Source organism: Streptomyces cinnabarinus, from assembly GCF_027270315.1.
In the GTDB taxonomy this organism is placed as follows: domain Bacteria; phylum Actinomycetota; class Actinomycetes; order Streptomycetales; family Streptomycetaceae; genus Streptomyces; species Streptomyces cinnabarinus.
The window spans coordinates 5827403-5840876 of the sequence record NZ_CP114413.1; the positions used below are offsets into that span (position 1 = coordinate 5827403).

12 protein-coding genes are annotated in these 13474 nt (G+C 70.3%); 10 read left to right on the forward strand and 2 right to left on the reverse strand.

Going from position 1 to position 13474, the window contains the following annotated elements; genetic code table 11:
* Nucleotides 1-425: 425 nt before the first annotated feature.
* From STRCI_RS26485 to STRCI_RS26505, 5 genes are read left to right on the forward strand one after another with little or no spacing between them, the layout of a single operon-like run.
* Nucleotides 426-2054, forward strand: a complete 1629-nt coding sequence (locus STRCI_RS26485) for a peptide ABC transporter substrate-binding protein (RefSeq protein WP_269661471.1) — start codon at nt 426-428, stop codon at nt 2052-2054.
* A 6-nt stretch (nt 2055-2060) separates the two neighbouring features.
* The gene (locus tag STRCI_RS26490) at nt 2061-2984 is read left to right on the forward strand and encodes an ABC transporter permease (RefSeq protein ID WP_269661472.1); all 924 of its coding nucleotides are present in this window, start codon (nt 2061-2063) and stop codon (nt 2982-2984) included.
* On the forward strand, nt 2977-3954 hold the full coding sequence (locus STRCI_RS26495) for an ABC transporter permease (RefSeq protein ID WP_269661473.1): 978 nt from the start codon (nt 2977-2979) through the stop codon (nt 3952-3954). Before STRCI_RS26490 ends, STRCI_RS26495 begins: the two co-directional genes overlap by 8 nt.
* A gap of 3 nt (nt 3955-3957) precedes the next feature.
* Nucleotides 3958-4932, forward strand: coding sequence for an ABC transporter ATP-binding protein (locus tag STRCI_RS26500; RefSeq protein WP_269661474.1), 975 nt, complete (start codon nt 3958-3960; stop codon nt 4930-4932).
* The gene (locus STRCI_RS26505; protein ID WP_269661475.1) at nt 4925-5962 is read left to right on the forward strand and encodes an ABC transporter ATP-binding protein; all 1038 of its coding nucleotides are present in this window, start codon (nt 4925-4927) and stop codon (nt 5960-5962) included. Before STRCI_RS26500 ends, STRCI_RS26505 begins: the two co-directional genes overlap by 8 nt.
* Before the next feature lie 122 nt (nt 5963-6084).
* On the opposite strand, the gene STRCI_RS26510 is transcribed toward STRCI_RS26505, so the two are convergent.
* The gene (locus STRCI_RS26510) at nt 6085-8199 is read right to left on the reverse strand and encodes a S9 family peptidase (protein WP_269661476.1); all 2115 of its coding nucleotides are present in this window, start codon (nt 8197-8199) and stop codon (nt 6085-6087) included.
* Nucleotides 8200-8394: 195 nt separating this feature from the next.
* Here STRCI_RS26510 and STRCI_RS26515 point away from each other — a divergent pair, with 195 nt between their 5' ends.
* From STRCI_RS26515 to STRCI_RS26535, 5 genes are all read left to right on the forward strand, one after another.
* The gene (locus STRCI_RS26515; protein WP_015658037.1) at nt 8395-8589 is read left to right on the forward strand and encodes a hypothetical protein; all 195 of its coding nucleotides are present in this window, start codon (nt 8395-8397) and stop codon (nt 8587-8589) included.
* Between the two features lie 118 nt (nt 8590-8707).
* Nucleotides 8708-8923 (forward strand): hypothetical protein, encoded by a 216-nt coding sequence (locus STRCI_RS26520; RefSeq protein ID WP_269661477.1) that lies wholly within the window; start codon nt 8708-8710, stop codon nt 8921-8923.
* A gap of 32 nt (nt 8924-8955) precedes the next feature.
* The gene (mshB, locus tag STRCI_RS26525; protein WP_269661478.1) at nt 8956-9828 is read left to right on the forward strand and encodes an N-acetyl-1-D-myo-inositol-2-amino-2-deoxy-alpha-D-glucopyranoside deacetylase; all 873 of its coding nucleotides are present in this window, start codon (nt 8956-8958) and stop codon (nt 9826-9828) included.
* Nucleotides 9828-10241, forward strand: coding sequence for a DUF6113 family protein (locus tag STRCI_RS26530; RefSeq protein ID WP_269661479.1), 414 nt, complete (start codon nt 9828-9830; stop codon nt 10239-10241). Before mshB ends, STRCI_RS26530 begins: the two co-directional genes overlap by 1 nt.
* A 160-nt stretch (nt 10242-10401) precedes the next feature.
* Entirely contained in the window at nt 10402-12558 is a 2157-nt protein-coding gene (locus STRCI_RS26535; protein ID WP_269661480.1) for a hypothetical protein, read from the forward strand.
* A gap of 51 nt (nt 12559-12609) precedes the next feature.
* Here the strand turns inward: STRCI_RS26535 and STRCI_RS26540 are convergent, their stop codons facing one another.
* Nucleotides 12610-13461 (reverse strand): transglutaminase-like domain-containing protein, encoded by an 852-nt coding sequence (locus STRCI_RS26540; protein ID WP_269661481.1) that lies wholly within the window; start codon nt 13459-13461, stop codon nt 12610-12612.
* Nucleotides 13462-13474 lie beyond the last annotated feature (13 nt).

Genomic DNA, 13474 nt, shown 5'->3' on the forward strand with positions numbered 1-13474 from the left:
CTACGGGCTACGCCGGACTTTTTCAACGCAATTCATTCAAGGTCAATAAATTCTCGGTCGACTTGGTTGCCTCTTTACCTTCTTTGCTCTGTCTTGACTGTTCCGTAGCTACGCGGGTAGCCCAATGTGATCGAGTTGTGCCTTGACTCGGACTAACTGGACTATTCGGTCAATGAGTTCGTTATGCGGACGGTGCAGTGCCGAAATGCGTACATCGGCGGGTCCTAATCCAACGGTTCGGCATCGGATGCCAAAGATCCATTGCGCGGTGCATCGAAGATCCATTCGGACGGGTCCGAATGGGTATCCGAGACCCCCCGAAAGGTCGGGTGCGAGTGCGGATTGCCGCTTTTGCCTTGATATTTGCCGGTAACGGTCCAGTGCTCCGGCGCTGGAGGCACAGCGCAGTCATGAGGAGGCACTCCATGCGTGGAGCCACGCACGCCAAATGGGCCGCTTGCGCGGCGGCGGTAGCGCTCGCGGCGACGGCCTGCGGAGGCGGTGACGGAGACAGCGGGGGCGACACCAGCGCCGTGCTGAGTTCCTCCTGGGGCGACCCGCAGAACCCGCTGGAGCCGGCCAACACCAATGAGGTGCAGGGCGGCAAGGTCCTCGACATGATCTTCCGCAGCCTCAAGAAGTACGACCCGGAGACGGGCGAGGCCCAGGACATGCTCGCCGAGTCCATCGAGACGACCGACTCGCAGAACTTCACCATCAAGATCAAGGACTGGACGTTCAGCAACGGCGAGCAGGTCACCGCCGGCTCCTTCGTGGACGCCTGGAACTACGGCGCCAGCCTGAAGAACAACCAGAAGAACGCGTACTTCTTCGGCTACATCGAGGGCTACGACAAGACCCACCCCGAGGACGGCAGCAAGCAGACCGCCGACACCCTCTCCGGGCTGAAGGTCGTCGACGACAAGACCTTCACCGTCAAGCTCAACCAGAAGTTCTCGACCTTCCCCGAGACCCTCGGCTACCCCGCCTACGCCCCGCTGCCGCAGGCGTTCTTCGACGACCACGACGCCTGGCTCAGCAAGCCCGTCGGCAACGGCCCGTACACCATCGACTCCTACGCCAAGGGCTCACAGATGTCCCTGCGCGCCTGGAACGACTACCCCGGCGACGACAAGGCGGAGAACGGCGGCGTCGACCTCAAGGTCTACACCGACAACAACACCGCCTACACCGACCTGCTGGCCGGCAACCTCGACCTGGTCGACGACGTGCCCGCCGCCCAGCTCAAGAACGTCGAGGCCGACCTCGGCGACCGCTATCTGAACACCCCGGCCGGTATCATCCAGACGCTCGCGTTCCCCTTCTACGACGACGCCTGGGACAAGGCCGGGATGGACAAGGTCCGCACCGGACTGTCCCGGGCCATCGACCGCGACCAGATCACCGAGACCATCTTCCAGAAGACCCGCACCCCGGCGACCGACTGGACCTCCCCGGTGCTCGGCGAGGAGGGCGGCTTCCAGGAGGGCTTCTGCGGCGACGCCTGCGAGTACGACGCCGCCGCGGCCAAGCAGCTGATCGAGGAGGGCGGCGGGCTCCCCGGCGGCCAGGTCAAGATCACGTACAACGCGGACACCGGCTCGCACAAGGAGTGGGTGGACGCCGTCTGCAACTCCATCAACAACGCCCTCGACAACGAGAAGGCCTGCGTCGGCAACCCGGTCGGCACCTTCGCCGACTTCCGCAGCCAGATCACCGACCTGAAGATGAGCGGCCCGTTCCGCGCGGGCTGGCAGATGGACTACCCGCTCATCCAGAACTTCCTCCAGCCGCTCTACTACACCAACGCCTCCTCCAACGACGGCAAGTGGTCCAACCAGGACTTCGACGACCTCGTCGACCAGGCCAACGCCGAGACCGACACCGCCAAGGCCGTCGACCTCTTCAAGCAGGCCGAGGCCGTCGTCCGGGACAACATGGCCGCCATCCCGCTCTGGTACCAGAACGGCAGCGCCGGATTCTCCGAGCGCCTGTCCAACGTCAAGCTCAACCCGTTCAGCGTCCCCGTCTACAACGAGATCAAGGTCGGCTGAGCGCCCATGGGACGGTACGTCGTCCGGCGCCTGCTCCAGATGATCCCGGTCTTCATCGGGGCGACGCTGCTGATCTTCCTCATGGTGAACGTGATGGGCGACCCCATCGCGGGCCTGTGCGGGGACCGGCAGTGCGACCCGGCGACGGCCGCCCAGCTGGAGAAGGAGTTCGGCCTCGACAAGCCGGTGTGGCAGCAATACCTGACGTACATGGGGAACGTCTTCACCGGCGACTTCGGCACCGCGTTCAACGGGCAGGAGGTCACCGAGCTGATGGCCTCGGCGTTCCCGGTGACCATCCGGCTGACCATCGTGGCGATCCTCTTCGAGATCGTCATCGGCATCACCCTGGGCGTGATCACGGGCCTGAAGCGCGGCAGGCCCGTCGACACCGGGGTGCTGCTGATCACGCTCGTGGTGATCTCGGTGCCGACCTTCGTCACCGGCCTCCTCCTCCAGCTCCTGCTCGGCGTCGAGTGGGGCTGGATCAAACCCTCGGTCTCCACCGACGCCACCTTCGGCGAGCTGATCGTCCCCGGCCTGGTCCTCGCCTCGGTCTCGCTCGCCTATGTCACCCGGCTGACCCGGACCTCGATCGCGGAGAACAAGCGGTCCGACTACGTCCGTACGGCCGTCGCCAAGGGCCTGCCCCGGCACCGGGTGATCACCAGGCATCTGCTGCGCAACTCGCTGATCCCCGTGGTCACCTTCATCGGCACCGACATCGGCGCCCTGATGGGCGGCGCCATCGTCACCGAGCGGATCTTCAACATCCACGGCGTGGGCTACCAGCTCTACCAGGGCATCCTGCGGCAGAACACCCAGACGGTGGTCGGCTTCGTGACCGTCCTCGTGCTGGTCTTCCTGATCGCCAACCTGCTCGTCGATCTCCTCTACGCCGTCCTCGACCCCAGGATCCGCTATGCCTGAGCAGCCTCACGACGACGGAGCGATCGCCGCGACCGGGATGGGCGGTGCGATGGACCTGGCCACCTCGGAGGGGGAGTCCCTCGAGAAGACCCCGGGCGGACCCGAAGGCACCGGCCCCCAGGAGAAACCGCGCTCCCTGTGGTCCGACGCCTGGCGCGACCTGCGTCGCAACCCGGTCTTCATCATCGCCGGCCTGGTCATCCTCTTCCTGGTCTTCATCTCCCTGTGGCCCGGCTCCATCACCTGGATGAGCCCCCTCAAGTGCGACCTGGCCAAGGCTCAGCAGGGCTCCCAGCCGGGCCACCCGTTCGGCTTCAACGGCCAGGGCTGCGACGTCTACACCCGTACGGTCTACGGCGCCCGGACGTCCGTCTCCGTCGGGGTCTGCGCCACGCTCGGGGTCGCGATCCTCGGCAGCGTGCTCGGGGGGTTCGCCGGGTTCTTCGGCGGGGGCTGGGACTCGGTGCTGTCCCGGATCACCGACATTTTCTTCGCGATCCCCGTCGTCCTCGGCGGCCTGGTGCTGCTGTCGGTCGTCACCAACAACAGCATCTGGCCGGTCATCGGGTTCATGGTGCTGCTGGGCTGGCCGCAGATCTCCCGGATCGCCCGCGGCTCGGTCATCACCGTCAAGCAGAACGACTACGTGCAGGCCGCCCGCGCCCTCGGCGCCTCCAACTCCCGCATGCTGCTGCGGCACATCACGCCCAACGCGGTCGCCCCGGTGATCGTCGTGGCGACCATCGCGCTCGGCACCTACATCGCGCTGGAGGCGACCCTGTCCTATCTGGGCGTCGGCCTGAAGCCGCCCAGCGTCTCCTGGGGCATCGACATCTCGTCCGCCTCCCCCTACATCCGCAACGCGCCGCACGCCCTGCTCTGGCCCTCGGGCGCGCTGGCGATCACCGTCCTGGCCTTCATCATGCTCGGCGACGCGGTGCGCGACGCCCTCGACCCGAAGCTGAGGTGAGACGTGCTCCTCGAAGTGCGTGATCTGCATGTGGAGTTCCGGACCAGGGACGGCGTCGCCAAGGCGGTCAACGGCGTCAACTACTCCGTGGACGCCGGCGAGACCCTGGCCGTGCTCGGCGAGTCCGGCTCCGGCAAGTCGGTCACCGCGCAGGCGGTCATGGGCATCCTCGACATGCCGCCGGGCCGGATCACCTCGGGCGAGGTCCTCTTCCAGGGCAAGGACCTGCTGAAGCTGAAGGAGGAGGAGCGCCGCAAGACCCGCGGCGCCGAGATGGCGATGATCTTCCAGGACGCGCTGTCCTCCCTGAACCCGGTGCTCAGCGTCGGCGACCAGCTCGGCGAGATGTTCACCGTGCACCGCGGGATGTCCCGCAAGGACGCGCGCGCCAAGGCCGTGGAGCTGATGGACCGGGTCCGCATCCCCGCCGCCAAGGAGCGGGTCAAGCAGTACCCGCACCAGTTCTCCGGCGGTATGCGCCAGCGCATCATGATCGCCATGGCGCTGGCCCTGGAACCCGCCCTGATCATCGCCGACGAGCCGACCACCGCCCTCGACGTCACCGTCCAGGCCCAGGTGATGGATCTGCTCGCGGAACTCCAGCGCGAGTACAACATGGGCCTGATCCTCATCACCCACGACCTCGGCGTGGTCGCGGACGTCGCCGACCGGATCGCCGTGATGTACGCGGGCCGGATCGTGGAGTCGGCGCCCGTGCACGACATCTACAAGGCACCGGCCCACCCCTACACCCGCGGCCTGCTCGACTCCATCCCGCGCCTGGACCAGAAGGGCCAGGAGCTGTACGCCATCAAGGGCCTGCCGCCGAACCTGATGCACATCCCCTCGGGCTGCGCCTTCCACCCGCGCTGTCCCATGGCCCAGGACGTGTGCCGTACCGACGAGCCGCCGCTGTACGCCGTGTCCGAGGAGCGGGGCAGCGCCTGCCACTTCTGGAGGGAGTGCCTGCATGGCTGAGCCGATCCTTCAGGTCAGCGGGCTGGTCAAGCACTACCCGCTGACCTCGGGCATCCTCTTCAAGAAGCAGGTCGGCGCGGTCAAGGCCGTCGACGGCGTGGACTTCCACCTGGACCAGGGCGAGACCCTCGGCATCGTCGGCGAGTCCGGCTGCGGGAAGTCGACGGTCGCCAAGATGCTGGTCAACCTGGAGCGGCCGACGGCCGGTTCGATCAGGTACAAGGGCGAGGACATCACCACCCTGTCCGGCAAGGCCCTCAGGTCGGTCCGCCGCAACATCCAGATGGTCTTCCAGGACCCTTACACCTCGCTCAACCCCCGGATGACGGTGGGCGACATCATCGGGGAGCCCTATGACATCCACCCCGAGGTGGCCCCGAAGGGCGACCGGCGCCGCCGGGTCCAGGACCTGCTGGACGTGGTCGGCCTCAACCCCGAGTACATCAACCGCTATCCGCACCAGTTCTCCGGCGGCCAGCGCCAGCGCATCGGCATCGCCCGGGGGCTGGCGCTGCGCCCCGAGGTGATCGTCGCCGACGAGCCGGTCTCGGCGCTGGACGTCTCGGTGCAGGCCCAGGTCATCAACCTGCTGGACCGCCTCCAGAACGACTTCGAGCTCTCCTACATCTTCATCGCCCACGACCTGTCGATCGTCCGGCACATCTCCGACCGGGTCGGCGTGATGTACCTGGGCCGCATCGTGGAGATCGGCAAGGACGCCGAGATCTACGACCACCCCACGCACCCCTACACCCAGGCGCTGCTCTCCGCGGTCCCGGTCCCCGACCCCGAGGCCCGCGAGCACCGGGAGCGGATCATCCTCGCGGGTGACGTCCCGTCCCCGACGAACATCCCCTCCGGCTGCCGATTCCGCACCCGCTGCTGGAAGGCCCAGGACCGCTGTGCCGAGGAGGTGCCCGCACTCGCGGTCCCACCGCACCTCAGCCTGCTCCCGGGTCCCACGGCCCATGACTCGGCCTGCCACTTCGCGGAGGAGAAACACGTCGTCCCCACGGAGGCGCCGGAGTAACACACAGGCAACTCCCCTGACCCGGTTCCGATATACGGACGCGTCAGTCTGGACAACGTACGGCCGTGCGGGTGCCGTAAACGGACCGGGGTCCGCCATGTGACCCCGGTCCGTTGCCGTACCTACATCCCCAGCGAACGCTTCAGGAAGTCCACTTGGAGCAGCAGCAGGTTCTCCGCGACCTGTTCCTGCGGGGTCATGTGGGTCACCCCGGACAGCGGCAGGACCTCGTGCGGACGGCCCGCCGACAGCAGCGCCGACGACAGCCGCAGAGCATGTGCGACCACCACGTTGTCGTCGGCCAGCCCGTGCACGATCATCAACGGGCGGTGCGGCTCGGCCGGTTCGGACAGACCGTCGTCGGTGACGAGCGAACTCCTCGCGTACGAGTCCGGCCGCGCCGCCGGATCGCCCAGGTACCGCTCGGTGTAGTGGGTGTCGTACAGCCGCCAGTCCGTGACCGGTGCGCCCGCGATCCCCGCGTGGAAGACATCAGGGCGGCGCAGCACGGCGAGCCCCGCCAGCCAGCCCCCGAAGGACCAGCCGCGGACGGCGACCCGGGACAGATCGAGCGGGTAGGTCTTGGCGAGGTCCTGGAGCGCGTCGATCTGGTCGTCGAGCGTGACGGTCAGATCGTGGTGGATCGCCTTCTCCCACCCGGGCGAGCGCCCCGGCGTGCCCCGGCCGTCCGCGACGATCACCGCGAACCCCTGGTCGGCGAACCACTGCGAGGTCAGCAGCGCGTTGTGCGCGGCGACCACGCGCGGCCCGTGCGGACCGCCATAGGGGTCCAACAGAACCGGCAGGGAGGTGTCACCGCGGTAGTCCGTCGGCATAAACACGGCGCACGGGACACGGCGTGCGCCCCCCTCGACCAGTGCCACGCGCGGGGTCAAACCGGGATCTTCGGCATACGAGGTGACCGTCGCCGTCTGCTTCCCGTCCCGCACTACCCGCACCCGCGCCCCCGGCCGGTCCAGTGCGGCGGACACCAGAACGGTCACGCCCCCGGCGCGCACCGCCGAGTGCACGCCGGGCTCCTGCGAAACGCGCTCCCAGCCCAGCTCATTGACCCGGTACACATGCACTTCGCCGATCTCCGGCGCGGCCGCCGCCTCCCCCGCGGACGCCGAGACCAGCACGTCGTCGTCCGAGACGTCGAGCACCGCACGGACGTGCAACTGCGCTCCCGTCAGCGGTCGTTCACCCACCGCCAGGACCCGCGCGCCCCCCTCGTCGGCGATCCGCACCAGGTTCCCGGAGGGGGACCAGCACGGCACCCCGGGGAAAAGATCCAGCCAAACTGGATCTTCATCCGCGTGCACCATCCGGGTCGACCCCGAGTCCGGGTCCACCGCCAGGAACAACTGGCTGCGCTGGTCGCGCGCTTGGACGAGGAGCAGCGGCGCACCCGCCGCTGACCAGTGCACATGCGCCAGATACGGATAGCGCGCCCGGTCCCACAGCACCTCCGTGCGCTCCCCGTCGAGGCCGAGCACGAACAGCCGTACCTCCGCGTTGGCGCTGCCCGCCACCGGGTACGCCACTTGCTGCGGCGCGCGCTCCGGATGGGCCGGATCGGAGATCCACCACCGGCTCACCGGCGTGTCGTCCACCCGCGCCACGAGCAGCCGGTCCGACTCCGGGCCCCACCAGAAGCCCCGCGCCCGCCCCATCTCCTCGGCCGCGATGAACTCGGCCAGACCGTAGGAGACCTGCTCCGACTCCTCCTCGGCGAGCGTCCGTTCACCCTCACCCTCGGCGCCGACGACCCGCAGGGCGCCCTGGGCGACGTAGGCGACATGGCGGCCGTCGGGGGAGGGGCGCGGGTCGATCACCGGTCCCCGGACGGGGAGTTCACGCGCCGTCCCGGCCCGTAGCTCCGCCACGAAGAGCCGCCCTGACAAGGCGAAAGACGCCAACTCCAGGGCGGTGTCGGTGGCGTAGCCGACGATGCCGGCACCGCCCTCGCGGCTGCGTTCCCGCCGCGCGCGCTCCTGCGCGGAGAGGCGTTCCGTCGTACCGCCGAGGAGGGCGCGCGGGTCCGCCGCCACGCGCTCCCGGCCGTCCTCGGGGTCGAGCACCCACAGCGCGTTGGCCCGGTCCGTGCCGGAGGAGGAGCGCAGGAACGCGACTCGCGCACCGTCCGGCGCCACGGTGAAGGCACGCGGCGCGCCGAGCGTGAACCGCTGGGTACGGGCGTGCCGTCGGGGGAAGGAGTCAGACCTCGTCGTCATGGACCGACCATATTGGCCATGCGCCCCCTTGTGCGGCCGTGCGCCGATCGATGCGCACGTACGGATAGTTATGATCGTTAGCGCATAGTGGGTATGAACCTGCTGTTCCACTGTGTGGATTTATCTGCCTGGTAGGTCAGTTGGTCCTGTCCTGTCCCACCCCCACGTCCCTGGGTTCTTTGGAGGTGAGCCGCCGTGGCACTCTCGATTTCGGCGGTGGTGCTGCTGGCGATCATCGTCTTCTTGCTGATCAAGAAGTCGGGCCTGAAGGGCGGCCACGCGGTCGTCTGCATGCTGCTCGGCTTCTACCTGGCCTCGTCGACCCTGTCGCCGACCATCAACGACCTGACCACGAGCGTGGCGGACATGATCGGCAGCATCAAGTTCTGACCATGGGCGACCACTTCGAACGGATCGTCGATGTGGAGGTCACCGCCGAGGAGGCGGCGACCCTCGCGGCGCGGACGAGACGGAGTATGCCGTCTGCCCGGGGTGCTCGACCAGGGCCGTGATCATCGACTACCCCGAGCAGTTCGAGGCCGACCCCGAGGTCCGGCGGCCCTTCCAGGAGGCCATCGCCGCCTGGCAGGAGACGGAGAACAGTTTCGCGGTCGGCGCCCTCGCCTTCGGCTTCTGGGGCCGGCCACCGTTCTCCGACGACTTCCGCGCGAGGTTCGGACAGCGGCTGGGGCACCGCACGGTGGAGCACATGGGCAAGTTCTGACGGTGGGGCGGGGTCCTCGTAGGGTGGGGCCCATGACGGACCTGCCCGACCGGCGTCTGCTGCTGGTGCACGCGCACCCCGACGACGAGTCGATCAACAACGGCGCGACCATGGCCGCCTACGCCGCCGACGGCGCCCGGGTGACCCTGGTCACCTGCACGCTCGGCGAACGCGGCGAGGTCATCCCGCCCGGCCTCGCGCACCTGTCCGGTGCCGCCCTCGGCGAGTACCGCCTGCGGGAGCTGACCGCGGCCATGCGCGCGCTCGGCGTCGACGACTTCCGTCTGCTCGGCGGGCCCGGCCGCTACTGCGACTCCGGGATGATGGGCCTGCCCGACAACGACGACCCCGACTGCTTCTGGCAGGCCGACGTCGACGAGGCCGCCGGACACCTCCTGAAGGTGATCCGCGAGGTCCGCCCCCAGGTCCTGGTCACCTACGACGAGAACGGCGGCTACGGCCACCCGGACCACATCCAGGCCCACCGCGTCGCCATGCGCGCCGCCGAGCTGGCGGCCGAGGCTGGCCTGCCGATCGCCAAGGTCTACTGGAACCGCGTCCCGCGCACCGTTGGCGAGCAGGCTTTCGCCCGCCTCCAGGACGCCCTGCCGGAGCTGCCCTTCACCAAGACGGCCGTCCTCGACGACGTCCCCGGAGTGGTGGCGGACGAGCGGATCACCACCGTCGTCGACGGCACCGCGCACACCGCCGCCAAGACCGCGGCGATGGCCGCCCACGCCACCCAGATCGAGGTGTCCGGAGAGTACTTCGTCCTCTCCAACGAACTCGCCCAGCCCGTCTTCACCACCGAGTACTACGAGTTGGTACGCGGCGAGCGGTCCGGGACGCCCGAGACCGACCTGTTCGCGGGAATCGCCGGAAACACCGGGATCGAGGAAGTGTGATGAAGACCGAACAGACCCCGCTGCTCGCCCAGCCCCTCAGACTTCCCTCGCTCGCCCGCGGCATCGCGCTGTTCGGCCTGTTCCTGCTCGGCGCGGTCGTCGGCGCCGCGGGTGCGCTGATCCAGGCGGCCTGGTTCCCGCTCGGGCTGCTGCTCGCGCTCGCGGGCGAGATCGGGCTCTGTGTCGGCGGCGCCCTCGCCGTCCGCGGCCGGTCCGGCGCGGTGGCGCCCGCAGGCGGCTGGATGCTCGCCGTCATCCTGCTCACCGCCAGCCGCCCGGAGGGAGACTTCGTCTTCGCCTCGGACGGCGGCTCCTACGTTTTCCTCCTCGGCGGTATGGCCGCGGCTGTGATGTGCGCCACCCTCGCGCCCACGCGGCAACCGGACGGCGCCGGGGTCCGACTTCGCAAGTGACGTACCACTTCACCCCGCCGTGCACGTGCGAGTCCCGTGTGATTTTCCCTGGCGGTCGTGGGATACGGGCCAGAAGTGGCCAGTATGGTGGTGCGCGCCGCCGAGCCGCCCGGAGCAGTGAGGTCGAATCGGGCGGTGGAGCCAACCGGGAGAACCTGCCTTGAGTCGTGAAACTGACAGTCCGTCCTCCGGGCCCAACGGGCGCGGCGGAGCCGCATACCCTTCGGGCACGCCGCCGTACGGGACCCCCGCGGTTCCCGACGCCGGTCCGGATGCGGGCGGTTCGGCCGCGCGGCCGGAGGAACGCAAGACCGAGACCACGCTGACCACCCGGATCCGGATCAACATCCCCGGATCCCGGCCCATTCCGCCGGTCGTCGTGCGCAAGCCCGTCGGGGACTCCGGCAGCTCCGAGCGCGGCACCGAGCCGGAGGCCCCCGCCGCCCCCGCGGCGCGTGCCCCCGAGCCGCCCGCCGAGCCCGCGGCCCCGGTTGCCGGGGACAAGCCGGCGAGCGAGTGGTTCGCCCCGCGCAAGTCCTCGGCCCCCAAGGCCGGTCAGGGCGGCGGCCAGAGCAACGCGGCCGGTACGTCCGGAGGTTCGGGCGCGGCGCCCTCCGCTCCGCGTCCCGCCGTCGGTGCGACGCCCTCCGCTCCCCGTCCCGGCGGGGTCACCGGTGCCATGAACGCGCAGGGCGGCCCCCGTCCCGGCGGCACCAACGGCTCCGGTCTGCCGGGCGCGACCGGCGGACCCGTGGCGCCCGGACACGGCGGCGGCACCGGCTCCTTCGACGTGACCGAGGCGCTGGCCGCGGGCCCGCGCGGCGGCGGCCCCCGCCCCGGCGACGAACCGCGCCGCGACGAGCTGCCGTACTTCTCCGACAACGGCCAGCACGGCTACGCCGGCCAGGGCGCCCCCGGCGGCCCGAACGGCGGCCCCGCGGTGCCGGGCGGCTTCAACGGCCCCGGCGGACCCGGCGGCACCGGCCCGATCGGCGGACCGCACGGCCCCGCGGGCCCCACCACCGGCCCCGTCACCGGCGACGGCCCCGTGGTGCCCCCGGTCAGCGGCGGCCCCGGGCCGGCCATGGGCGCCCCCGGCATGCACGCCCCCGGCGGCGGCCTGAGCGACGACACCGCGATCCTCACCCCGCAGAAGCCGGCCCCCGAACCGGGCACCCCCGGCTACGGCAACCCCGCGGACAACGTCTCCGGGCACACCGTCACCAGCGGTATCCCCGTCGTCCCGCCCGCCGCCCAGAACGCCCGGTTCGCTCCGGGCACGCACACCGACGGCCCGCTGCCGCACACGCCTCCGAGGCTGCCCGAGCCCGTCGCCCAGCCCGCGCCCGCGGCCCCCGCGCCGAAGAAAAGGAAGGGCCGCGGCAAGGGGGGCCTGCTCATCGGCGGTGCGGTCGTCCTGGCCGGCGGCGTCTACGGCGCGGGCCTGCTGCTGAACCACTCCGACGTGCCCAAGGGCACCACCGTGCTCGGCGTCGACATCGGCGGCGGCACCCGTGACGACGCCGTGCAGAAGCTCGACGACGCCTTCGGGGACCGCGTCAACAAGGAACTGAAGCTGACGGTGGCCGGCAAGACCGTCACCCTCAAGCCGGACCAGGCGGGGCTCCAGCTCGACGCCGCGGCCACGGCCAGCGAGGCGGCGCAGAGCGACTACAACCCGGTCTCCGTGGTCGGCTCGCTCTTCGGGCAGGAGCGTGTGGTCGAGCCGGTCATGCCGGTCGACGAGGAGAAGCTGGCGGCCGCCCTGGAGAACGCCGCGGGCGGCTCGGGATCGGTGACCGACGGCACCATCAAGTTCGAGTCGGGCAAGGCGGTCGCCGTCTACGGCAAGGCCGGCAAGGGCATCGACGCCGCCGGGTCGACCGGCGCGGTCGAGGAGGCCTACCGCACCCAGGTGGAGACCGGCACCGCCCCGGCCGTGGCGGTGGCGACCACCACCAAGCAGCCGACGATCTCCGACGACGAGGTCGACCGGATGATGAAGGAGTTCGCGGAGCCCGCGATGTCCGCCCTGGCCACCGTGCAGACGGACGCGGCGCACAGCATCAACTTCGGCCCCGTGTCCCTGCCGAACATCCTCGGCGTCAAGGCCGTCGACGGAAAGCTCGTCGACACCTACGACCTCGACGCGCTCAAGGAGGCCTACGGCACCACCTTCGACGGCGTCCTGATCACCCGGGGCACCGGCAAGAAGACCGCCGTCACCCCCGAGGACGTCGTCTCCGCGCTGCGTCAGGCGCTGCGCGGCAAGAGCACCGGCGACCGCACCGCGGTCATCGACACCACCCCGAACTGAGCCGCCCGGAGTGCCGTACGGCCTCGGCCGTCCGGCACTCCGGTCACCGCCTCAGTTCAGCATCGCCCGCGCCGCCCGCGCCTGCTGCCGTACCCGGCCCGCGGCGGGGGCGTCGACCGTCTCCACCACCTCCGCGTACGCCTCCAGCTCCGCCGCGCCGGTCAGGAAGTCGCCGCGCTGCACCAGCAGCTGCGCCCGCTCGTAGCGCAGCCTGGCCGGATGCGAGGGCAGCAGCAGCGCCAGCTCGACCGCCCACAGCGCCACGTCCGAGCGCTCCGGCCGGGCCGCGGCCCAGGCCCGGATGTTGTTGAGGATCCGCGAGACGACCTCCAGCGGCGTCGCCGGCACCAGCATCGACGGATCCAGCGCGGCCCCCGTGGCGCCCGCCACCAGCAGCTCGGCGTCGGCCCCCGTGAGCGCCCGGCCGCCGTTGAACGGATCGGCCAGCACCTGCTCGCCCGGCTCCCCGAACCCGACCACGAAGTGCCCCGGCAGAGCCACCCCGTACACCGGCGCCCCCGCCCTGCGGGCCACCTCCATCCACACCACCGACAGCAGGATCGGCAGCCCGCGCCCGCGCCGCAGCACCTCGTGCAGCAGCGAGGACTCCAGCCGCTGGTAGTCACCCGGCGCGCCCCGGAAACCGATCCGGTCGCCGAGGAGTTCGCGCAGGGCAACGGCCCAGGCCCGCGGCCCGCCGGGCCGGAACGGCAGCAGCCCCGCCAGCCGGTCCAGCTCCATCTGGGCCGCGTCCATGCCCGCCTCGTCCAGCGTGCCGTCCGCCTCGGCGCACAGCAGCAGACAGAGCGTCGACAGATCGGGCCGCTCGCAGCGGGCCTCCTCGGCGAACCGGCGGCGCAGTTCGAGCGAACGTTCGGGCGGCGGGGGGTAGGGGGGACGCATAGCAGGCTCGTGC